The organism is Pseudalkalibacillus decolorationis, from assembly GCF_024609785.1.
Lineage (GTDB): Bacteria > Bacillota > Bacilli > Bacillales > Fictibacillaceae > Pseudalkalibacillus > Pseudalkalibacillus decolorationis.
Genome location: NZ_JANHJQ010000016.1, coordinates 1 through 21,970, shown reverse-complemented (window position 1 = coordinate 21,970; position 21,970 = coordinate 1). Strand labels below are relative to the sequence as shown.

Below are 21,970 nucleotides of genomic sequence, written 5' to 3'. Positions count from 1 at the left end.
AACGACGGTGTTTGTCAAAATAAATTTAAGATGAGGAATATTGAAATAACTTAAATGTAAGATGTTAGGCGGAGGTGAATGACATTGTGATCGGGACTATTGATGATCGTGATTAATTCCCTATGTCCATTTTTAACATCAATATGATAAATTCGATCATATTGTTTGACTTTAATGTTAATTTAGAACATAATAGACCGTGAAATGATTGTTTTAAACAAATTGAGCTTGAAAAAGGAATGAAAAACGATGTCACCAGATCAACGTCGAGAACAAATCACCTCACATGTTAACGAAACTGGGAAAGTGGATATTGAGCAATTGAGCCATACATTCAATGTCTCCCCCATGACAATCCGGCGTGACTTAGACTTTTTGGAACAAAAGGGAAAACTGATACGGACACATGGCGGAGCAGTATCTCCACGTTCCCTTACACAAGAAACACCTTATTTAAATAAAGAAACTAAGAATGTTAAGGAAAAGCGGGCAATAGCAAGAACGGCAGCAAGTTTTATTCCGGATGGTTCAAGCATCCTACTGGATTCGGGGACAACAACACTCGAGCTCGCTCGGTGCCTTTTACAAAAAAACGATATTACCGTTATCACAAATGATATTAAAATCGCTGCTGAGCTTATGAACTCCTCGATTAAAGTCGTTGTTACCGGCGGAGACTTACAAAATAACGTTGGTGCTTTATTCGGCCCGCAAACACAAGAGTTCTTAAGGACGATTCATGTTGACTTTTTCTTCTTAGGTGCTCATGCCATTGACCTACAAGCTGGAGTTACTGCCCCAACGCTAGAAAAATCACTTGTCAAAAAATTGATGTTGGAAACGGCTGAGGAGTCTTGGCTGATTGCCGATTCCAGTAAATTGAACCAGAAAGCATTCAGTAAGGTTTGTAACCTATCCACTCTAAATGGGTTGATAATGGATAGCGGAATAAACGATGAGGATTTCCGTTTAATTGAACAACACGTCCAGACTCACATTGTAGAAAGCGGGGATTGAACATGATCGGTGTAATTGCTGACGATTTAACTGGTGCAAATGCAACCGGTGTAAGACTGACGAAGCAAGGTTTTCGCACCGCAACCGTTGTCCGCGGTGCTCCATTCCCAGATACGAGATTATATGATGCACTATCCATTGATACAGACAGTCGTTACGCACCTGTTGACGTTTGCCAAAGACGTGTAGCGAAAGCAATATCCCAATTAAAAAGTCATGATACTACTGTTTATTGCAAACGAATCGATAGTACAGTTCGCGGTCATTTCGGATATGAAATTGATACGATGCTCGAGGAACTGGGGATGAATTCGGTCGCAGTAGTTTGCCCTTCCTATCCTAAGTCCGGTCGAGTTACAACGGGTGGTTATTTGCTTGTCGATGGGGTTCCATTACAGGAAACGGATGTAGCACGTGATCCAGTCAAGCCGTTAACCCAATCCTATGTTCCGGTGATCATCGAAAATCAAAGTCAATATAAAGTCGAACATATTCCTTTGTCTACTGTATTAAATGGATCCGAAGCTGTTAGAAATCGAATGACCGAGTTGATCGAGAAAGGTACTCGGATCATTTCTGTAGACGCCGTGACAGATGAAGAAATTGATCATATCGCAAAAGCAATGACCTTTATTAAAACGCACAATTTGTTCCCGTGTGATCCTGGACCGCTTACCGCTTCTTATGCAAGGGAATACGTTCAACAGAAGGTCCGTCCGGTAAAACTTCTCGTATCTGTCGGAAGTGCTACCACAATAACTGGGAGGCAGCTTGAATACTTGTATTCCAAAGCACAGATCGCCCCGGTCATGGTAGATGCCAACGAACTTGCAACGTACGGAGATGGCTGGGAGCAAGAAATCGAACATGCGGTTAAAGAGGCATTGGTACGAATTGAAAACGACAATCTTCTCGTTGTAACAACGTTTAAACCCGGAGCTAAACGGATTGATTTAATGCACAAAGCAAAGATCGAGAACACTTCTGAGGATGCACTCGCTAAACGGATTACAGATGGATTAGCGAAAATTTCAAGAAAAATCATTGAGAGCTCGCCTCATAAAATTGAAGGCTGCTTTTCAAGCGGCGGTGATGTAACAGCCTCGCTTTGTGCAGTAGGCGGCGCCTCAGGTATACGACTTAAAGATGAAGTTTTACCACTCGTTGCCTATGGAACGTTCATCGGCGGTCACTTCGATGGGCTATCAATCGTCACAAAGGGTGGTATGGTAGGCGACAAGAAAGCAATCTATGAATGTGTGCAGCATTTGAAAAGTAAATTGTCCCAATTCAGAAAGGAGAATCATCAATGATAACAACTAATGAGAAACCAATCATCGCTATTCCAATGGGGGATCCAGCAGGGATTGGGCCCGAAATCACTGTAGGTGCTCTAAACAAGAAAGAAATTTATGAACAATCCCGACCAATCGTCATCGGACATAAAGATGTGCTACAAAAAGCGATTGAAATCATGGATGTAAACCTTACGTTAAATATAGTGAATTCCCCTGAGGAAGGAAGCTATCAATACGGTACGATCGATGTCCTCCACTTACCTAACTTGAAGGTAGACGATCTTGAATTCGGTCAAGTTCAAGCACAATGCGGACAAGCTGCATTTGATTATATTAAAAAAACAGTAGAACTCGCAAACTCAGGTGCCGTTCACGTAATGGCTACGACCCCAATCAACAAGGAATCATTGCAAGCAGCGAACGTTCCCCATATCGGACATACCGAAATGCTTGCGGCACTAACAAAGACTGATGATCCACTTACAATGTTCGAGGTCCGAAATATGCGAATCTTCTTCCTAACACGTCACCTTAGTGTTAAAGATGCGATTGACCAGATGACGAAGAGGCGCGTTCGTGATTATTTAAATCGATGTGATCAGGCACTTCAACGTTTAGGTGTTGAAAGTCGAAAGTTTGCAGTTGCTGGATTAAATCCTCATGCAGGTGAAGGCGGATTGTTCGGACGTGAGGAAGTTGACGAGCTTACGCCAGGAATTGAACTTGCACGAAAGGATGGAATCGATGTGGTTGGGCCTGTACCAGCAGATTCTGTTTTCCATCATGCTTTAAACGGAAAATTTGATGCGGTCCTCTCCCTTTACCACGATCAGGGACATATTGCCGCTAAAATGACTGATTTTGAACGGACGATCTCGATTACGAATGGATTGCCGTTCCTACGAACATCCGTCGATCACGGAACAGCCTTTGATATTGCAGGAAAAGGAATCGCGAGCACAGTCAGTATGGAAGAATGCATTAAGCTTGCTGCTAAATATGCATCCAAATTCACACGCGATAATGCGTAAATAATGAACAATCGATAGGAGGTCAATAGTATGGAACCATCTGGTGCACAAATGATTTTAGGTCTTGTTCTTGGAGTATTTGTACTCATTTTTCTAGTATTACGGACGAAAGTCCATGCATTCTTAGCGTTGATCATTGCAGCATCGATCACAGGTATCGTCGGGGGAATGAAAGCCCCTGACGTTATTGACTCGATTACGTCAGGCTTTGGTGGCACACTAGGATCAATCGGTATCGTCATCGGCTTTGGCGTGATGATGGGACGGATCCTCGAGATTTCCGGCGCGGCTGAACGTTTAGCGTACACTTTTATCAAATGGCTAGGAAAGCGGAAAGAAGAATGGGCAATGGCGATAACAGGTTATGTCGTTTCTATCCCGATTTTTGTCGATTCTGCTTTCGTTATTTTAACCCCGCTTGTGAAAGCGTTGTCAAAAAAGACGGGTAAATCAGTAGTCGGACTAGGTGTTGCTCTAGGTATCGGGTTAGCGGTCACACACCACGCTGTACCACCTACTCCAGGACCCCTTGGTGTCGCAGGAATATTTGGTGTAGACGTTGGCTTAATGATTCTTACAGGTCTAATCTTTGCCGTACCACTTATGATCATCGGAATTTTTTATGCAAAATGGGTAGGGAAAAGAATTTATCAATTACCGGATGAAGATGGGCAAGGTTTTGTTCGACCTGACGTACCAAAAACCTTGGAAGAATACTATGAGATGCAGGAAGATAAAAATCTGCCCTCATTCCTCCGTTCTTCTTTACCAATTCTAGTACCTATCTTTCTAATTTTCTTAAATACGACCATCGGAGCGATTGGGCTTGAAGGTGGAATTTATAATATCCTTACATTCTTAGGATCCCCGATTATTGCGGTTGGGATCGGCTTACTCTTTGCGATTTATGGCTTGTTTAATCATGTTAAGCAGTCCACGGCCATTGAACGAATGGAGGAAGGGATTAAAGAAGCGGGGATTATCTTACTTGTCACTGGTGCTGGGGGCGCACTCGGTAATGTCCTGAGAGAAAGCGGCGCAGGAGATTACATTGCAGAACAAATTGCCCAGACCGCTCTTCCAGCGATATTACTTCCGTTCGTAATCGCTAGTATAGTCCGTCTGATCCAAGGAAGTGGAACGGTTGCGATGATTACCGGTGCCTCGATCTCTGCACCGATTTTGGCAGGACTTGATGTAAACATGGTTCTCGCTGCACAAGCAGCAACGCTTGGTGCAATGGTATTTTCCTATTTCAATGATAGTCTGTTCTGGGTAGTAAACCGTATGTTAGGAATTAAGAACGTAAAGGAACAAATCATTACCTGGTCAGTTCCTACTACACTCGTATGGGCAGGCTCCCTAGTACTCTTATTAATTGCAAATGGCATCATAGGTTAATAGATTTTGAGGAACGACTTTTAATGCCCATCGGCTGGTCGTTCCTCTTTCTTTACCCCTTTAGCTAAATTGGGGCACTGAAATACCATTAAGTCGGTATTAACGTTTCATTTTCGGCCACCGATAAGGCTCTACATATTGAATCATCGTATTAAATACGACTCCCCATTGATGTTCCTTTAAGCTGCTGATCGGAGCGTCTCGCTTAACCCTCATATTTTTGATCAATTGTTTCATTTGTGGTGCTGTAAAGATCCCTTTCAGAACGTCATGAATCGGTAAATGTGGATACTTCAAGCCATATTCAGCCAACGATGCTAGTTTGGAATGATATTTGTGCTCCACAAGGGGGTTCTTTTTTCTCTGAATCCTTATTAATGCTGAATCTACTTTCGGTGGTGGTGAAAAATTTTCCCGAGAGATCGCCATAGTAATCTCGATATTAAACCACATTCTCCATCTTAAAATCAATGGATTGGTAATTGTATTGGCTGTAAAACGCTTGGCTGCCCCCTTTTCTATCGTAAGCACTGCCCTTTGGAAAGCGGTGTCCGGACGATTCAGAAGCTTCTTAAGAATAGGCGTGGTAATCGCATAAGGAACATTCGCGACCACACAAAACGGTTCTTTCGGAAGATGCACCATCAAGAAATCCCTCTCGATAATATGAATATTTGAGAAGCCACTCGCTTTTCTAGAAAGGATCTCCGAAAAAACTGGATCGTTTTCGACCGCGAGAACCTTCTTTGCTTTTTCCGCTAACGGAAAGGTCAATGCCCCCTTCCCTGCTCCGATATCCATGACGAGATCTGTAGACTTGATATCCGCTTGCTTCACGATACTTTTCAATATTTGTTTATTATGCATCAGATGCTGCCCGGAAAAATTAGGCCCATCCACACATTTCCGAACTTTATGATACTGTTTCTTATGTTTTTTCATGATTTTCCTCCGTTACGTTACAAATTAAAAAGACACAGGCTCAGTACCTGTGCTTGAGTAACGGAAAAGGACATGACAAAACACCGAAAGAAACCCTTGTTTTGGACAAAACAAAGAATCCTTTTCACATCAATAGGCATATCGCAATAAAGCTAACCAGTATATACAACTTTTAAAGAAAATAAAGAAAACTTGGCTAGCGCCAAGCCTTAGCGCTGGCGATTGCCTTAGTTACACTTATACTATAGAAAGTATTTTTCTTTCTTAACGTGCAAAAAAAGGGCAGATTTGTCTCGCCCTTTTTACGTATAGCAAATATAGGGTTTCAGTAGTGATAAGCAGACCAATCCCGATTACTCTGCACACTGGCAGAGCCACTATTTAATTAGCGGCAGTAAAACCTTTCAACCGGAATCTCATAAAATCTATCACGCTGAACCCTCCGTTCCTTAAAGTTGAATCCATTATAGCACAGTTGGAAGTTATTGGGGAAGTACTGTTTTGCAAAAACTAATTTGGTTAAGGTTTGATAATTTGTAATTTATAAATCCGTAGCTTAGATAAAAATCTACTGCATCTTTGTCCGTCTCCGCAATAACAAAAGTTAACGAATGTTTTTCACAAACATACTTAATCATTTTACCGGTTGAATTAGTTTCCCATTGCTTCATAAGTTCAGCCTGTCTAATCTTTAAGTCTTCAAACGGTTCCTCAATCACTTATGGGCAGTATAAGCTTAATCTCTCTTGTAAATCTTCTAAGACTTCTTCTGGCACTTCCCTGACCTTGATATCCTTACCTAGGAAAAGCAGCCAATTTGTTATTTCGGTCAATTCTTCAGGTTTATTAACATTAATAAAAGTCTTTAGAATGGCTGTGGTTTGGTAAGGATTTGTATAGGAAATTGAAACTTTTAAAGGATGATATTTTTTGAACTGGGCAATCGCTTTTGGACCAAGTTCAAGTACAAGGTTGATTACTTCTTCCTGCTTACTTAGTTTTTCTAAAATCTTTTTCTTACTTAATCTTTTTTTCGTCGGGTAGGGTTCGACATTGATGAGATGGTCGACAGAAAAAATCTGCTTCTTTTCTTCCTTTAAGTCAAAGCCTTCAATCAGCCAAAGACTTTTTTCACGATAAAGATGCAAGAGATAAATCGGATAAGACTTTACTACCTTCTCTTCTTCGATGGTAATCAATAAATAGCTATCCGAAAGAAGGATTTGGATGAGCTTTTCTAAAATAGGATGGGGTAGGTCTGACAGATCAAGCAGGTCGGGATTATGGGGGTTGGTCCCTTCAAAAAGCAAGATTTGATTTAAAAGAATAAGGTCATCTTGCTGGTTTTCTGAGATGAGGCCTAGTAATTTTTCCGCTAAAGACTGACGACTCTTTAGATAAGGGAGTTGTTGATTTCTTGTGGCCATAAAGGCAATAAAAAGAGCTTTAACCTCATTATCGGTAAAGCGAACAGTGGGCAGGACAGAGTTGTTCATAACAAAATAACCCCCATCCCTTCCAACTTCAGCGACAAGTGGCATCCCCATGGCTTCAATTTCTCTGATATCTCTAATAGCAGTCGAACGAGAGATGTTAAATTCTCGCATGATTTCAGAAATTGTAAAGTGGGCGCGGTTGTTGATATACCGCATGATGGTATTAATCCGTTCAACTTTTTTCATCGGGTCCCCCTAAACAGTATCATCTTTTGACATGATTTAAGGCTATGATATAACCATCAAATGAAAAAGACAAATCATTTGAAAAAGTCTAAAAAAGGAAGGTTTTGAAAATGGCTAATTATACGTTGGAAGAAAAAGACGGCTTCACCGTTATAGGTCTTGGAACGGAGCTTAAGAGCGATTACACAGACCAAGCTGGCGTAAACAAGGAAAAGGTAGACTTTTGGCAAGCCATCATTCAAGATGGAAGGCTTGACACGTTAAAATCCATGGCCACAAATGACTACATTTTTGCTGTTAACGAAGCGGTAAATAACAAGATGATGCATTATGCTGGCGTCATGACAGAGGCATCGGCACCAGAAGAAGCCAGAGTGATCCAATTTCCTAAGGGGGAATACCTAGTTGTTAAAGGGGAAGGAAAGACGGCTGATGAACTGAATAATATGCTTACTGGTATTGCCTTTGGTCAAGCCTTGCCAGAAGAAAAGAATGTTGCTTATGTTGGCGGGCCGAATGCGACGGTTGAGATGGGGGAGCGAAACGGCTTAGTTTTTGGTGAAATGTGGATCCCTGTTGTTAGGAAATAAAGGGAGGTTTCCATTTAGGAGTTAATCATTTGGAAAGTTTGCCACCTTGAATAAGTTTTCACTTGAAACAATGATGAGGAGGAATCAAATGAGCAAGGTTACTGGTGCGGAAACAACCGCGAAGGTAGAGGCCCAGCTCCAAGGAAAATTGATTGCATATTGGTCAATCACATTACTACTCGCAGGAGCAATTACGTTAAGTGGTATCGGGCAACTGATGCGAATTGGGGGAAACATTGAGTTAGTAACGAATATTGGTTACCCATTATACATCACTACTATTCTCGGGATTTGGAAAATACTTGGAGTCATTGCTATCGTCGTGCCACGTTTTCCTCGACTTAAAGAATGGGCTCACGCTGGTCTCTTCTTTTTAATGACTGGTGCGGCTTTGTCTCATGCGTTTGCTGACGATTTTGGTAATTACGGGTTCAATTTTATCCTTCCTCTTTCATATGCTGCACTCAATATCGCTTCATGGGCGCTGCGTCCGAAGAGCCGCAAACTATAAAGAGGGATGGACTTTTTGGTGAAATGTTGGATTCCTGTTGTTAGGAAATAAAAGGAGCGATGGAAATGTCCTATATCGTTGATTTTAAAAATGTGTCTAGGGTTGGTTTAGAGTCTTCACCTGTAGTAGAAGCGTTTGCTGGTTTACGTGCTAATGAAGCCCGTTACTTTATGAACAAATACAAGCATGAATTTACGGTTGTACCAGCTAGCGAAAGCCAGGAGACTCTTGATTATGTGAACCGAATTTTGAAAGAAGAACGTGATATAGAGTTTGCGGCCAAACCTTTAGAAACGTCGCGTTTTCAAGTGGGAAATATCAAATTTGCCTACGTCTTTTATGAGGATGGCCTTGGGGTCAATGTCATGTATACGGTTGATGACCCTAAGAAGCGGGCCGTTGGTTTTAAGCTTTCTGAGGGAATGGACGTACCAAAAGAATTAGAAGGGAAGTTTAAGTTTGCTAGGCAGAAGTCTAAACTAGCTGGAACAATTCGGGGCTCGTTTTTTGTAATTAAAGGGGAATATTAAAGTAGGCAAAAAAGCGCAAGTAGAGGAATCCAGCCATTTTTTGTATTTGGTCATTCCTTTTCTTCATTGAAATTAGTGAAAGCTATTTTCTCTCTAGGTAAAAAATAGCTTTCACTAGCTTGAAAACCCAATGGATGCGGACATTTTCCTTGGTAACTTCTACTTTGCTAATAGGGGTTTAGGGGAGATACGTGTAAAAAAAGAGACATAGCCTAGGAATATTTACTAATCAACGTTAAAAAGTGTTCATTTAAAACAAAGTTCGAAAAAAGTCATCTCTCCCCTAGATTTTTTAGAGGTAAGATGATTTTTTATTGGATATTTAGGTTAATATACAATAAAGATTGTGAAGAAACGTACTTAAACTGCGCGCAGGTTAGTTCAATAAGGTAATAACAAAACAGTTTTCAATACTTCGGATGCATGTTAATGAAAAACCCTCTCAAAAATCATCGTTTTGAGAGGGTTTAGTTTTACACGTTAAGAAAGTATAACTTTTCAGCTGCCTATTTTTGCATGAGGGAATAACGACCAAAAATCATCTTCAATGATAAAGCTAGGCATAAAATATCTCTCCATTTTATTTTACTTATTGTCTTGGTAGAATCGCTATTTGTTTTTTCACAACGCGATAAATTTCATCATAACACTCTTATGTTTTGGAGGGGCTCGCAAAGGCGGAGAATACCCCTAGAACAATATACAAATAACCAGTTATCCGATTCTGTAACTTTGAACTCTCTTTACTACCCAGAATCCGCTTTCTAATACTTGCCGCAAGAACTGCATACAGACCATCACTAATAAAAGCTAGGATAATAAATATAGTTCCTAAAAGCAAAAATTGTACTGTGACTGATCCAGCAGAAGGTGATATGAATTGCGGAAAGAAGGCGAAAAAAAAGAGTGCTGTCTTAGGATTCATTACTTCTACGAGCGCTGATTGGTAAAAAATCTTTAATGATTTTTTGCGAGAGGCTTTTGGAATTTCTGAAGTCGTTCTATCAGATGTAGAAAATAAAGTCTTACACCCCAGATAGATAAGATAAGCAGCACCCAAGTATTTAACGATATTAAAGGCTGTTGCTGATGTCATAAGGATCGCAGAAACTCCAATTGCTCCAGCTAAAACGTGAACAGAACCACCAAGAGATACACCAAGAACTGATACCAGGCCCGCTTTCTTCCCTTGATCTATACTTCTTGCCATAATATATAACACAGCTGGTCCAGGTATTATTAACAATGTAGCAGCAGCAATTACAAATAGCCAAATAGTTGAAAACTCCATAAAATGCAACTCCTTATTGTATTTTTGCACATGATTTAATTGGGCTCCTCCTTGATTGGTGAAAGCAAGGTTACACTTTATTTTTAAGGTTCGCTTTCATCAAGGAGGCAATTTGTTGCTCGTTTGGAAATGGAATCTGTTCCAACTGTTTTATAATGAGCTCTTGTCTGTGTAAGGAGTGGTTTTGACTTACCTTTGCTTTCCCTTCAATCCTATCGATTTTTATTTTGAATCCTTGAACACCTTTGTTCATACCAACGAGAAATTCAGCATCTACATCCTTCAATCTGTAAGAACTGTCAGGAGCTTCATACTTCAATACCATATCATTCAAGGAACTCATTAACTCGTGTTCGTCCTCGATTAGCTCAGCTTCTCCGTAAACATGAACGGTCACATAATTCCACGTTGGCACTGCTTTATTGGTCTCATACCAATAGGGAGAGATATAACAATGAGGACCATGGAAAACGGCTAAGACTGTCTGATTTTGAATATCCTTCCGCTGCGGGTTCGGACGGGCAAAATGACCGTACAAATAAGTTTTCTCCTTATTCAACATCAGAGGTAAATGTGTAGCGAAGGGCATTCCTTCATGAATGGAAAACAATGTTGCAAAACTGTTCGCCTGTATGACATTGTAGGCAGTAGTTACTTCTTTCATCGTAAAATGCTCTGGGATATACATTTGAAATCTCCTCAATCCTATTTTTTACATATAACAGATATCGTTTGCACGGTATGATATAATTCAAACTGACATTAAAAAATGTACAAAACTGAAAAGATGAACATGTCATGGAGGATTAGACCAATCATTTAAATAGACCTTTCCGTCGCTCACGCATCCACTGAGCAACCTGAATTTCGCCTTGTTCATTTGATTTTTCAAGCTCTGCAATTATCGATTTGTAATCGTTGTCATTACGATTCTGACTCATTTTGGCTGCAGATTGAATAGCGGTTATTTCGATTTCAAAGCCAACTATTCCTTTCATTTCACTCTCAAGCAACTCTGGATCAAACGTATCCCAGAGCCGACCATTATCTCGGTGAGACTCATAGTGTTTAAGCATAGTATCCAAAGCCGATTTCAGCTCGTCTTCAGTGATTACACGTGCTGTTCCATACGCATGTACAGCTAGATAGTCCCATGTAGGAACCTCTTCGCACTGATACCAACTTGATGAAATGTAAGCGTGCGGCCCTTGAAAAATGAGCAGCACATCGCTATTATTATCTAAAGTTTTTTTCTGCATGTTTCCGTATGCAATGTGCCCAGTCGCATAGATTTTCCCTTCATCTTCCCGAATTTCCAAAGGAATATGCGTAGCTAATGGACGATGTTCATCAACAGTAATCAATAAGGCAAACGGGTAAGACTTCATCATTTGAACTGCCTCATTATGATCCATACGATATTGCTTAGGAATGTACACAATAATCATCCTTTCAACTTATATTTGAGTTTTTAAAAATATAAGCATTAAAAATAAATATCCGATAAAAAAATAATATTATACAAACTGACATAAAAAAAGGTACAATAACAAATAAATATACATGTCAGAGGGAATGCAAATGAATAATACCATTTTTACTTTTAAAGATAACTCCCCAAAATACAAACAAATCTACGAGAAATTTAAATCATTTATTGAACAAGGAGACATTTTGGCGAATGAGCAATTACCCTCCATTCGTCAACTTGCAGATTCCTTACATGTAAGCCGTAATACAACTTTAATGGCATATGAACAACTTGTTGCTGAAGGCTATATTCGTGGAGAGGGCCGAAAAGGTTATTTTGCAAATGAGTTAGAACCCCTAATATTTCAGGAGGCATTAATCTCTCATAATAAAAAGCAAACAGAGTCCAAGAAACCTCAGGTAGTTAATTTCAGGGCAGATGCCGTTGATCAAACACATTTCCCACTGAAAATTTGGAGGAGAATTGCCAATCAAGTATTAACATTACAGGATAGCTTTCGATACGGAGAACCATTTGGGGAAGAATGCCTGCGTGAACAAATCTCCACATATTTATTCCAATCACGCGGAGTGAAAACAAATGCAAATGCAATTATTATTGGAAGTAGTACCCAACAAATGCTTGTATACCTTGGATATATACTGAAGGATGAATTCCAGAGTATTATAGTTGAAGACCCTGGTTACGACGGTGCTAGAGAAGCTTTTCAATTCCATCGCTTTATGTTTGAAACTTTGCCGGTTTATGAAACAGGTGCTGATCTTTCACAATTAGAACAAATGAAATCACGATTAATCTATGTAACCCCTTCCCATCAAAGTCCAATTGGAGTAAGCATGTCTATTCAACAACGGCAAATGCTTATTCATTGGGTTAACAAGATGCGTGGATATATTATCGAAGACGATTATGATAGTGAATTTCGCTATACACAAAAACCATTTCCTGCTCTTGCCTCCATTGATTCAGCAAGAGTCATTTATTTAGGGAATTTCTCAAAATCTTTTCTTCCGGGAATCCGTTTATCTTATATGGTGTTGCCAGAGTCAGTTTTAAATCATTATAAAAAGTATTTTACTCATTTTGAGAGTCCCACTTCGCTTTTCAGCCAACTCACAATGGCAAAATTTATGGAATTTGGAGAATGGAATCGCCACGTTAAACGAATGCGTCTTGTTTATAAAAGAAAAATGCTGCACTTAGTTTCTGAATTAAGGAAGCAATTCGGCCAAAATATTTCTATTATTGGCGAGCAGTCTGGTTTGTACTTATTAATCAAATTACACCTGAACCGTTCAGAAGAATGGTTAATCCAACGCGCTTCTTCTTATGGTGTAAAAGTGTGTCCCACCTCACTCTACTTTATTAAAAATAATACCGATAACCCAATCATTAAACTTGGATTTAGTCATCTTTCTTGTGATGAAATTGAGCTTGGTGTCGAGCTCTTAAAAAAGGCATGGATTTGAATCGAAAAGTAAATATTAACGTCGAACCATTTAAATGGTCTGCAGTCTAAATCTGAATTTTGGAGTAATATGATTTTTTCTACTGTTAATTAAAGCAATACAATGAGCCAATCGCTCTACCCCTAGTTTAATTTGACTCTCGTTCACTTGAGAGATGCTTAATCGAAGGAGATTTTCCTTTTTATATTCTGGCAAAAACATTCTAGAGGCATCATCAACAAATATATGCTGCTCGTTAAGCATATGAACTACCTGTTTTGCTGTCACATTCTCGGGCAAACTGATGGATAGATAGAATCCTGAAGTCGGTTTTGAAAAATGAGTATTAGCCGGTAACAATAATTCACAGGCTTCTTGAAGGGTTTGCATTTTAGTATGGTATACCTCTTTTATTTTTTTGAGATGGCTATTAAACATACCACTTTTTAAATAGATTTCTAGTGCACCTTGAGAAAGTGCTGAACTATTAAAATCCGAACTAAATTTATATCGTAAAAAATTGTTAATCATTAATGTAGGAAGAACGACTGTAGCAATCCTTAACCCTGGGAGGAAAATTTTCGAAAAGCTTTTAATATAAATTACTCTCCCGGAAGGATCAAAAGAAAATAAAGGATCTGATTTTGCATTTGGGTCAAGGTCTCCTAAAAAATCATCTTCCACTATATATACATCGTATTTTTCAGCTAACTCAACGATTTTTTTCTTTTCGCTATTCGAGTAACAATGTCCAAGTGGATTGTGAAATCTCGGGATAATATAGAAAAATTTTATATCATTATTTCGAAAAATGTATTCCAGACGATCAAGATCAATGCCTTCCATCGATAACTCAATTCCAAAAGTATTAGCTTGTTGTAGATTGATGGACTCAATGAATCCGAAATAAGTAGGCTGCTCAATTAGAATATTGTTTTTTCCATTTGGAAACGGCATAGAAACTAATAAATTAAGGGCTTGCTGCGAGCCAGAAACAACAACTACTCTTTCAGGTTGAGTGAACACCTGTAGATTCTGCAAATATTTCACTAACTGTACTCGTAATGAGTAAAGCCCTTGTTGATCAGAGTATGTAAAAAGCTCTTCTTTATATTGTTCAATTGCTTGATTCATACAATGTTGAAATTCAACATAAGGCATAACGTTTTTATCTGGACCAGCAGATAAGAAATCAATCACGTCATTTTCTTTCGGCGCATTTTGAAATTCATTCACAACAAAGTAGCCACTTTTAGGAACAGAATAAATTAAATGCTCTTTTTCAAGTTCTTCGTATGCTTTAATGACCGTATTTTTGCTACATGAAAAATGCTCAGATAGCTGACGAACAGAAGGGAGTTTACTTCCTGCAATAAGCGACCCATCTGCCAGCCGAAGCTTAATTTCTTCCATTATCTCGATATATTTTGAGCTCATACATTTATCCTCCTTCAACTGTACCGGTACAGATGGGTAAAAAAATGGTTTATTTTTATTGTGTGTACCTATTAATATTTAAATTATATCAGAACTGTTTTTTAAGAAAAGCAGAAAATGGTACAGATATAATACGAAGTAAAAAGGTAGGTAGGATAAGATGCAGAGAGAAACCAGGGAGAAATTTGGATTATTGTTGGGATTAGTAGGTGTTATTTGTTTTAGCTTAACGCTCCCTTCTACAAGTATTGCAGTACAGTATTTTGGGACCACGGTCGTCGGTTTGGGAAGAACAGTTGTTGCCGCTATTTTAGTTGCTGTTGTATTAATTGTTCGAAAAGAAAAACTCCCTTCTCCTCGCCAATTCAAAAGTCTACTTGTTGTTGCTTTTGGTGCAGTTTTAGGATTTCCTCTCCTCACTTCTAGGGCAATGGAATCCTTGCCTGTTTCTCATGGAGCTGTGGAATTAGCTCTGTTACCATTAGCCACAGCCGGATTTGCAATGTTTAGAGCTGGTGAAGTTCCTTCTCTCAAATTCTGGATTTCAAGTATAATCGGCTCTTTAGCTGTTATTGTGTATGCACTTCATCTAGGGTTCGGTCAATTACAATTTTCCGATTTAGCTTTACTAGCAGCCGTGATTATACTTGGACTTAGTTACGCAGAAGGTGGGAAATTAGCGAAAGAATTAGGCAGCTGGCAAGTAATTGCTTGGGCGATTATGATCGGTGCCCCATTTTTTATTATTCCAGTTGCGCTAAACCTTACAACTGAAATGCTCCATGCTCCTTTACAAGCTTGGGTCAGTTTTATTTATCTCGCAGTTGTTAGTCAATTTCTAGCATATGTTGCTTGGTATAGCGGCATGGCTCTGGGCGGAATAGCACGAGTTAGTCAGATTCAATACTTACAACCATTTTTGATGATACTATTTGCAACAGTTTTCCTCGATGAATCCATCACATTTTTCACTCTTGTAATAGCAGTGATTGTTGTCTTTTCTGTTATATTAGGCAAAAATGCTACCGTTTCAAAAAAAGGATCACTATCTGAGAAAAACTAACTACATGTTCAATTGAAATAGCTAAATAATTAAATATGAAAACAAAAAAAAAATACTGACAACTTAACAGCCTGTATTTAACCCCTAAAGTATCGTCATCACTTAATTCATTTAGCCATTTAATAGCTGTTTGATGTTCGTCTCTTACGTAAGGAATACCCTATTTATGTCTTAAACCGTTGAGCCACAAGGGGTTGTAATTATAAATTGATTCATTCATTAAACAAGTTTTAAAAAAATTCTATAAAAATATAAAACTCCGCTCATAATGTGAACGGAGATTGAATCATTCCATTGATTAGGTACTGTTAAAAAACAGGGCGCCATAACCGAGTGCGCCGATTATTACAAAAGCGGGGTGAACTTTCCATTTCTCAAGCAGCAAAAAACTAACAACAACTAAACCGATCGTTTGCAATAGTCCGGATCCCTCATAAGAGGTTAGGAAAAATTCATAGGCCATAATCCCGAGTAAAACAGCAATCGTCGGACGAATAAGCAGCGTCATTCGTTTCACTTTTGGAGAGTCCTTAAATTTATACAAAATTCCTAAAAGAACGATCATTAAAATAAGAGAAGGTGCAACCGTTGCAAATACACCCACAAATGCCCCAAAAATTCCTCCTTGTTGGAATCCAATGTAACCCGCCATTTTCGTGGCAATTGGACCGGGTAAAGCATTAGCGAGTGCCAACATCTCACTAAACTGTTCAGTGGTAAGCCAATGATAACGGTCGACGACTTCATTTTCGACAAGCGGTATTGAAGCAGGCCCTCCTCCGTAACCAAGAATACCAGGTATAAAAAAAGCAAGGAAAATGTTCCAATAAACAATCATACTGTATCCTTCCTTTTAACAGCCCGGCTTTCTTCCGTCTTTTGTTTGTCTTTTTTCACTAATGATCCTACTAGCAGAACAAAGATTAATATACCTGGATGAACGTTGAGCGGCTCAATTAAAACAATACTGGCAACAACAAGAATAACACTCCATTTCCAACCTAATCCGTTTTTCGATTTACTGAAAAACTGCCATGTTAAAACGGCAAGCATTACCCCAACAACAGGAACAACTGCCCGGGTCATACCCGCTACCCATGGCTGATCTTTAAATGTTCTTAACGACGTAAGCAAAACCACTATTAAAACAATTGTCGGCAAGATCGTTGCCAACACAGCATTTAACATCCCTGTAATACCAGCAACTCTGAAACCAATATATCCGGCCATTTTTGTAGCGATTGGCCCAGGTAAAGTATTTGCTAACGCCAATATGTCTCCAAATTCATCATCAGCCATCCATTGATATTTCTGGACAACTTCTTTATGGACAAGGGGTATGGAGGACGGTCCACCGCCATACCCTAATATGCCTACACGAAAAAAAGCTAAAAACAGATGAAGTTGGTTTTTAAGATCCCATTTTTTTGATGTATTCATGTTGAGATGAGTTTGATTCTCCGCGGTGAAATTAATTTCTACCTTTTTATTACTTACCAAGCTGCAACACTTCCATCCGTCCGAGCTTCGGTTCCCCCAGCTAAAACGCCTGTTTCGGGATCTCTCCAAATAATTTGCCCGCGGCCAAACGAACCAGAATCTAATGCAATTTGAATATCGTGACCTTTTCGGGCTAACGATTGTGCGATAGTGATTGGGAAGTTAGGTTCAACGAGCACTTTCTTACCTTTTAGCCACTGCCACCTTGGCGCATCTAATGCAGATTGAGGATTCAAGTGAAAATCAATTGTATTCATGATGATCTGTACATGTCCTTGTGGCTGCATAAACCCACCCATCACACCGAACGGCCCGACAGGTTGATCTCCTTTTGTCAAAAATCCTGGGATAATCGTATGATACGTTTTCTTTCCTGGCTCTAATCGATTATCATGAGCATGGTCTAATGAGAAGTTATGTCCCCTGTTTTGTAAAGCAATTCCGGTTCCAGGAACCACTAATCCGGACCCAAATTCCATGTAGTTGCTTTGTATATAGGAGACCATATTCCCTTCTTCATCCGCTGCCGCTAAATAAACCGTTCCGCCTTTTGGGGGTGTACCAGGCGCTGGAGTAAGTGCTTCTTCTGCAATAAGCGCTCTTCTTTCTGCAGCGTATTCTTCCGAAAGTAACTCCTTTACTTTAAAAGACATTTTTTCTTCCTCGGTTATATATGTTTGCCCGTCTGTAAATGCTAGTTTCATTGCTTCAATTTGTTTGTGGAACGTATTGGTACAATCCTTTTCTCGTAACTCAAAACCTTTTAATATACTTAGTGCCATTAAAGTGACAAGTCCTTGGCCGTTCGGTGGAATTTCCCACACATCATAGCCACGGTAATTCACCTTAATTGGCTCTACCCATTCAGGATAATAATCCGCCAAATCCTCTTTCGACAAAAAGCCTTCGTATTGCTTGGAAAACTGATCGATTTTTTCAGCTAATTCACCACGATAAAACGATTCAGCATTTGTTTCTGCAATCGACCGCAATGTTTGGGCATGATCCGAAGAACGCCATATCGTTCCAATCTCCGGAGCTTTCCCATTTGGAGCAAACGTTTCAAACCAATGAGAGAATTCTTCACCAGTCAAAGTTTTATTAAAATTATCAGCTTCTTCTTTCCAAAATCTTCCCAGTACAGGTGAAATGGGATAGCCATTTTCTGCATAGTCAATTGCCGGTTTAAGTACTTCTGTTAAGGGAAGTTTACCAAACCGTTTGGATAACTCTGCCCATGCACCCGGGGCTCCCGGAACTGTAACCGGAATCCATCCATGTGTTGGAATTTCGTTATATCCTTTTTCTTTTACCGCTTTAATAGAAATACTTTGTGGAGAAGGTCCGCTTGCATTAAGTCCATGCAATTTCCCTTTTATCCAAACTAATGCAAACGCATCCCCGCCGATTCCATTTGATGTCGGTTCAACTACCGTTAAACATGCTGCAGTTGCAATTGCCGCGTCAATGGCATTTCCCCCTTGTTTCAACATTTCCAATCCTGCCTGCGCGGCAAGTGGTTGCGACGTTGCAACCATCCCTTTTCTTGCAAAAGTCGTCATACGTTGTGATGTGTAAGGATAAAATAACTGATCATGATTCATGACTGTTCACTCCTGTTTAATGATAGTGGACTTCCTTTATAACATATAAACGAAATGTCTTAAAAATAACCTCTCATCTTTCTATTGTTAATTAAAATTGATATTTATACTAACATATGATCATTCTCGTTATTTGAGATTATAATAGTTGTCATAAAAAACATCTACAAATTCACCTCAAATATAAATAAATCTACTACTCTTTTGCTGCTGCTGCATCGGTTTTAACAGTATTCGCTCGTATGTTATAAAATCTCTTCAACGCGTAACATACGAATATAAAGATAGCAGTAGTCGCAAAGAATCCCATCCAAATGCTTTGAGTTATTCCTAAAATGATATAACCGATAAACGAAACGCCTGCAACAATAAGGCCATATGGTAATTGCGTTATAACATGATCCATGTGGTTACTTCCGGATCCAATGGAAGACAAGATTGTAGAATCTGAGATAGGTGAACAATGATCGCCAAATATCGATCCAGCAATTGCTGCTGCAACCATTGGAAGGAACAAATCCACATCAGTGGCTACTGAAATTTGTCCTATAATAGGGAATAAAATTGCCCAAGTCCCCCAGGCTGTTGCTATTGCAAAATCGATAATAATAGAAATAATAAATATTAACGCAGGCAGTAAGAAGAGACTAACGTTACTACTGATTAAACCTGCCAAAAGTTCTCCCATTTTGAGGTCGCCAATGATCTCTGCGGTTGTAAACGCGAGCAAAAGAATCATAATAGCTGGCAGCATACTCTTAAATCCATGCCACATCGCTTGAAATAATTGTAGCATCGGCATTTTTTTCGAAAAAAAGAACCCAGTTGCAACAAGAAACCCTGCAAGACCCCCAATACTTAGCGATTCTACTAATTTCGTGTATTCAAATATAGCTAGGAAGGTTACAGCTTCGCCTGCGCCTTTAATTCCAGGTATTGCTGTTATAACTAAAGCAGAAAACGTAGTAATTATAAGAACAACAAAAGGAACGACAAGGTCACGTACGTTACCTTTATCACTTTCAGGAAGTTCTTTTTCTCCACTTGAATTGTGTTTTCTTTTTGGATCAACAAGCTCTCCAGTCGTTTGTGCTCGTAGTTCGTGAGTTTTCATTGATCCGATATTAATCTTATTAATGATAACAACGAACACCATCAGGATTGCGAATATGCAATAAAAATTCATCGGTACCGTCAACATAAAAGCATTGAACGAAGAATGTCCAGTTATTCCTGCATCTTCCATTGTTGTACCAATTAATCCAACCATGAAAGCTCCCCAGCTAGATATTGGGACTAACACACTCACTGGTGTTGCTGTTGAATCAATTATATAGGCTAATTTTGCTCTAGATATCTTAAAACGATCTGTTATACTTCTTGAAATGCTCCCTACAACAATACAGCTGAAATAATCATCAATAAATATAATAACCCCTAAAATAGCTGATGAAAGTTGCGCACCTACACGTGTTTTTAACAACGATTGTACCCAACCCCCAAAGCTTTTATTCCCACCCATTACATGGGTTATGGAAGAGAAAAACCCTAAAAGAATTGTGAAAACAATCAAGTAAATATTCCACGTATTAAGCACCCATCCGGTATCAGTTTCTTCAATAAATAACGCTTTAAGTTGACCAAAAAGATAACCAGCCGCAAAAATAACATTAAAATTTGTGTACATTAAGGCTCCAATAACAACACCAATTCCAAGTGACAAAATTACCCTTCTGGTTGTAAAACACAATACCATGACAATCAAAGGTAACAAGAGCGAAAAAACAGAACCTTCCATTAATTTAACGCCTCCCAATAATTATAGAATATTTAATTTCCCCTGTACGAAAATACCCTTTTTTACAATAAAAATAAGTTTAATAGTTACTATGAGATCCTTCCTGCTTATCCCTCAAAAAAAGTCCTCATTACATCACTAAAAAATAGTTTAGGAGTAGTGATTTAAATTCGAAATACACATAATCATTTGTAAATAAAAACTCCATAAGTTATATCCAATTCGAAAGTATTAGCAAGGATATTTATACGTTAAGAAACCTATTCTATGTTTTTTATCTCAAAAGGGTATTCTCTTTTCTTTAATGCAAGAACAATGCCAACTAAGGTATTTTTGGTTTTTGAAGAAATATTATAAAAATTAGGAATTTTATATCGACAAATAGTATCCCTTTTATTAATTTTTGCATAACATACCCATTTGTGAATAAAAACTAATGTTTAAACCTTTTTTAAGAATAAGGTAGGGGAATTTATGAAAGTGTTAGTTAAGGATACAAAGGTTGGTTGAGTGAAATCGACAAGTGAAAGAATTATAGGACTATGCATATGTGCATAATAAACAATAATTTATAATTTCCAAACAATTAAGTAGAGTAGGACGAGGGCTTTCACCCTCGGACCCCTCGTCAAACCGGACGTGCGGTTTTCCCGCATCCGGCTTTCACTGTGTCAGTTCCCCATTTCCGGGAGTGAGTTCTCTTCATCCGTCACCGGATTGCTTGAATTTCACTACCGGATTAAGAACACTAGGTGAGTAGTTCAACCAAGGAAACCAGACCGGCTTGTTCCAACCTTTTGTTCGGAATAAGCTGGTTTGATAGTGTTGACCTTCTTCTTCGTATAAACGCACGTAACCGCATGCGAATCCATTTATCTAATCGGTCAAAGACTGTTTTGACGTCCCCTACCTTGAAGTAGTTCGCAAAACCCCGAATTGACTTATTAAGTCTGACTATGACTTCCTCTAGGCTTTTTCCCTGTTGTCTTCTAGTAAGTTTGCGAACCTTTTTCTTGTACTTGTTGATTCGTTTCTTTGGCAGAACCATATAGCCCTTCCAGAAATTGAACCCAAGGAAACTGAATCCTTCCTTAAAGTGAACCACTTTCGTCTTTTCAGGATGCATCGTTAGGTGGAGTCGGTCTTCTAAGATGGTTTTCGCTACTCGGTGCGCTTTTTCTGCCTGCGTTTTAGTCTTACAAAATATAATGGCATCATCCGCATAGCGAACGACTGGGAATCCAGACGCTTTCATCCCCCAATCAAATTCATCCAAGTAGATGTTGGCGAGTAGCGGAGAAATGACCCCTCCCTGGAGACCTCCGAAAAACGAGG

The 21,970-nt window shown here is 39.1% G+C and carries 20 protein-coding genes; 9 read left to right on the top strand and 11 right to left on the bottom strand.

The genetic code is table 11. The features are described from left to right. Positions 1-249: 249 nt before the first annotated feature. Genes NON16_RS15600 through NON16_RS15585 form a run of 4 tightly spaced genes read left to right on the top strand, consistent with a single transcriptional unit; the run spans position 250 to position 4,747 of the window. Positions 250-1,017 (top strand): DeoR/GlpR family DNA-binding transcription regulator, encoded by a 768-nt coding sequence (locus NON16_RS15600; RefSeq protein ID WP_257350331.1) that lies wholly within the window; start codon positions 250-252, stop codon positions 1,015-1,017. 2 nt (positions 1,018-1,019) lie between these two features. Next, a complete protein-coding gene (locus NON16_RS15595; RefSeq protein WP_257350330.1) occupies positions 1,020-2,330 on the top strand; it encodes a four-carbon acid sugar kinase family protein in 1,311 nt (436 codons plus the stop codon). Continuing rightward, entirely contained in the window at positions 2,327-3,346 is a 1,020-nt protein-coding gene (gene pdxA, locus NON16_RS15590) for a 4-hydroxythreonine-4-phosphate dehydrogenase PdxA (protein ID WP_257350329.1), read from the top strand. Before NON16_RS15595 ends, pdxA begins: the two co-directional genes overlap by 4 nt. Before the next feature lie 30 nt (positions 3,347-3,376). Further along, positions 3,377-4,747 (top strand): GntP family permease, encoded by a 1,371-nt coding sequence (locus tag NON16_RS15585; RefSeq protein ID WP_257350328.1) that lies wholly within the window; start codon positions 3,377-3,379, stop codon positions 4,745-4,747. A 99-nt stretch (positions 4,748-4,846) separates the two neighbouring features. On the opposite strand, the gene erm is transcribed toward NON16_RS15585, so the two are convergent. Both erm and NON16_RS15575 read right to left on the bottom strand, forming a co-directional pair. Then, positions 4,847-5,692 carry a 23S ribosomal RNA methyltransferase Erm gene (erm, locus tag NON16_RS15580; RefSeq protein ID WP_372508826.1) on the bottom strand — a complete coding sequence of 282 codons (846 nt, stop codon included), beginning with the start codon at positions 5,690-5,692 and terminating at the stop codon, positions 4,847-4,849. Positions 5,693-6,408: 716 nt separating this feature from the next. After that, positions 6,409-7,371 (bottom strand): helix-turn-helix transcriptional regulator, encoded by a 963-nt coding sequence (locus NON16_RS15575; RefSeq protein WP_257350325.1) that lies wholly within the window; start codon positions 7,369-7,371, stop codon positions 6,409-6,411. A gap of 110 nt (positions 7,372-7,481) precedes the next feature. Here NON16_RS15575 and NON16_RS15570 point away from each other — a divergent pair, with 110 nt between their 5' ends. From NON16_RS15570 to NON16_RS15560, 3 genes are all read left to right on the top strand, one after another. After that, positions 7,482-7,961 (top strand): GyrI-like domain-containing protein, encoded by a 480-nt coding sequence (locus tag NON16_RS15570; protein WP_257350324.1) that lies wholly within the window; start codon positions 7,482-7,484, stop codon positions 7,959-7,961. Positions 7,962-8,049: 88 nt separating this feature from the next. Continuing rightward, positions 8,050-8,472 carry a DoxX family protein gene (locus tag NON16_RS15565; RefSeq protein WP_257350323.1) on the top strand — a complete coding sequence of 141 codons (423 nt, stop codon included), beginning with the start codon at positions 8,050-8,052 and terminating at the stop codon, positions 8,470-8,472. A 65-nt stretch (positions 8,473-8,537) separates the two neighbouring features. Further along, positions 8,538-9,002 carry a phage tail protein gene (locus NON16_RS15560; protein ID WP_257350322.1) on the top strand — a complete coding sequence of 155 codons (465 nt, stop codon included), beginning with the start codon at positions 8,538-8,540 and terminating at the stop codon, positions 9,000-9,002. Between the two features lie 652 nt (positions 9,003-9,654). Here NON16_RS15560 and NON16_RS15555 read toward each other — a convergent pair. The 3 genes from NON16_RS15555 to NON16_RS15545 all read right to left on the bottom strand — a co-directional run bounded on the left by NON16_RS15555 (position 9,655) and on the right by NON16_RS15545 (position 11,741). Continuing rightward, entirely contained in the window at positions 9,655-10,293 is a 639-nt protein-coding gene (locus tag NON16_RS15555; protein ID WP_257350321.1) for a LysE family translocator, read from the bottom strand. A gap of 70 nt (positions 10,294-10,363) precedes the next feature. Further along, positions 10,364-10,981: an FMN-binding negative transcriptional regulator gene (locus NON16_RS15550; RefSeq protein ID WP_257350320.1), complete on the bottom strand. Its 618-nt coding sequence runs from the start codon at positions 10,979-10,981 to the stop codon at positions 10,364-10,366. A 127-nt stretch (positions 10,982-11,108) separates the two neighbouring features. Next, positions 11,109-11,741 (bottom strand): FMN-binding negative transcriptional regulator, encoded by a 633-nt coding sequence (locus NON16_RS15545; protein ID WP_257350318.1) that lies wholly within the window; start codon positions 11,739-11,741, stop codon positions 11,109-11,111. A 133-nt stretch (positions 11,742-11,874) separates the two neighbouring features. On the opposite strand from NON16_RS15545, the gene pdxR reads away from it, so the two are divergent. Beyond that, positions 11,875-13,254, top strand: a complete 1,380-nt coding sequence (gene pdxR / locus NON16_RS15540; RefSeq protein ID WP_257350317.1) for a MocR-like pyridoxine biosynthesis transcription factor PdxR — start codon at positions 11,875-11,877, stop codon at positions 13,252-13,254. 30 nt (positions 13,255-13,284) lie between these two features. Here pdxR and NON16_RS15535 read toward each other — a convergent pair whose 3' ends face one another. After that, positions 13,285-14,670 (bottom strand): aminotransferase-like domain-containing protein, encoded by a 1,386-nt coding sequence (locus tag NON16_RS15535; protein ID WP_257350316.1) that lies wholly within the window; start codon positions 14,668-14,670, stop codon positions 13,285-13,287. A gap of 160 nt (positions 14,671-14,830) precedes the next feature. Here NON16_RS15535 and NON16_RS15530 point away from each other — a divergent pair, with 160 nt between their 5' ends. Further along, positions 14,831-15,733: a DMT family transporter gene (locus NON16_RS15530; RefSeq protein WP_257350315.1), complete on the top strand. Its 903-nt coding sequence runs from the start codon at positions 14,831-14,833 to the stop codon at positions 15,731-15,733. Positions 15,734-16,031: 298 nt separating this feature from the next. Here NON16_RS15530 and NON16_RS15525 read toward each other — a convergent pair whose 3' ends face one another. The 5 genes from NON16_RS15525 to NON16_RS15505 form a co-directional block, all read right to left on the bottom strand. Further along, complete coding sequence (locus NON16_RS15525; protein ID WP_257350430.1) at positions 16,032-16,568, bottom strand: chromate transporter; 537 nt, start codon at positions 16,566-16,568, stop codon at positions 16,032-16,034. Then, the gene (locus NON16_RS15520; protein WP_257350429.1) at positions 16,568-17,173 is read right to left on the bottom strand and encodes a chromate transporter; all 606 of its coding nucleotides are present in this window, start codon (positions 17,171-17,173) and stop codon (positions 16,568-16,570) included. Before NON16_RS15520 ends, NON16_RS15525 begins: the two co-directional genes overlap by 1 nt. A 53-nt stretch (positions 17,174-17,226) precedes the next feature. Continuing rightward, a complete protein-coding gene (locus NON16_RS15515; RefSeq protein WP_257350313.1) occupies positions 17,227-18,837 on the bottom strand; it encodes a gamma-glutamyltransferase family protein in 1,611 nt (536 codons plus the stop codon). 196 nt (positions 18,838-19,033) lie between these two features. After that, positions 19,034-20,635: a Na+/H+ antiporter NhaC family protein gene (locus NON16_RS15510; protein ID WP_257350311.1), complete on the bottom strand. Its 1,602-nt coding sequence runs from the start codon at positions 20,633-20,635 to the stop codon at positions 19,034-19,036. A 748-nt stretch (positions 20,636-21,383) separates the two neighbouring features. Then, the coding region (locus NON16_RS15505; RefSeq protein WP_257350310.1) for a group II intron maturase-specific domain-containing protein at positions 21,384-21,970 on the bottom strand (587 nt) is incomplete at its 5' end.

What these genes read in the sequence shown, in the direction of transcription:
- NON16_RS15550 (WP_257350320.1), bottom strand. Translation starts at nt 10,981, where the DNA reads ATGTATATCCCAGAGCATTTTACGATGAAAGAAGTAACTACTGCCTAC.
- NON16_RS15565 (WP_257350323.1), top strand. Translation starts at nt 8,050, where the DNA reads ATGAGCAAGGTTACTGGTGCGGAAACAACCGCGAAGGTAGAGGCCCAG.
- NON16_RS15535 (WP_257350316.1), bottom strand. Translation starts at nt 14,670, where the DNA reads ATGAGCTCAAAATATATCGAGATAATGGAAGAAATTAAGCTTCGGCTG.
- NON16_RS15570 (WP_257350324.1), top strand. Translation starts at nt 7,482, where the DNA reads ATGGCTAATTATACGTTGGAAGAAAAAGACGGCTTCACCGTTATAGGT.
- NON16_RS15545 (WP_257350318.1), bottom strand. Translation starts at nt 11,741, where the DNA reads ATGATTATTGTGTACATTCCTAAGCAATATCGTATGGATCATAATGAG.
- NON16_RS15530 (WP_257350315.1), top strand. Translation starts at nt 14,831, where the DNA reads ATGCAGAGAGAAACCAGGGAGAAATTTGGATTATTGTTGGGATTAGTA.
- NON16_RS15510 (WP_257350311.1), bottom strand. Translation starts at nt 20,635, where the DNA reads ATGGAAGGTTCTGTTTTTTCGCTCTTGTTACCTTTGATTGTCATGGTA.
- NON16_RS15575 (WP_257350325.1), bottom strand. Translation starts at nt 7,371, where the DNA reads ATGAAAAAAGTTGAACGGATTAATACCATCATGCGGTATATCAACAAC.
- NON16_RS15595 (WP_257350330.1), top strand. Translation starts at nt 1,020, where the DNA reads ATGATCGGTGTAATTGCTGACGATTTAACTGGTGCAAATGCAACCGGT.
- NON16_RS15515 (WP_257350313.1), bottom strand. Translation starts at nt 18,837, where the DNA reads ATGAATCATGATCAGTTATTTTATCCTTACACATCACAACGTATGACG.
- pdxR (WP_257350317.1), top strand. Translation starts at nt 11,875, where the DNA reads ATGAATAATACCATTTTTACTTTTAAAGATAACTCCCCAAAATACAAA.
- NON16_RS15585 (WP_257350328.1), top strand. Translation starts at nt 3,377, where the DNA reads ATGGAACCATCTGGTGCACAAATGATTTTAGGTCTTGTTCTTGGAGTA.
- NON16_RS15560 (WP_257350322.1), top strand. Translation starts at nt 8,538, where the DNA reads ATGTCCTATATCGTTGATTTTAAAAATGTGTCTAGGGTTGGTTTAGAG.
- pdxA (WP_257350329.1), top strand. Translation starts at nt 2,327, where the DNA reads ATGATAACAACTAATGAGAAACCAATCATCGCTATTCCAATGGGGGAT.
- NON16_RS15600 (WP_257350331.1), top strand. Translation starts at nt 250, where the DNA reads ATGTCACCAGATCAACGTCGAGAACAAATCACCTCACATGTTAACGAA.
- NON16_RS15520 (WP_257350429.1), bottom strand. Translation starts at nt 17,173, where the DNA reads ATGAATACATCAAAAAAATGGGATCTTAAAAACCAACTTCATCTGTTT.
- NON16_RS15555 (WP_257350321.1), bottom strand. Translation starts at nt 10,293, where the DNA reads ATGGAGTTTTCAACTATTTGGCTATTTGTAATTGCTGCTGCTACATTG.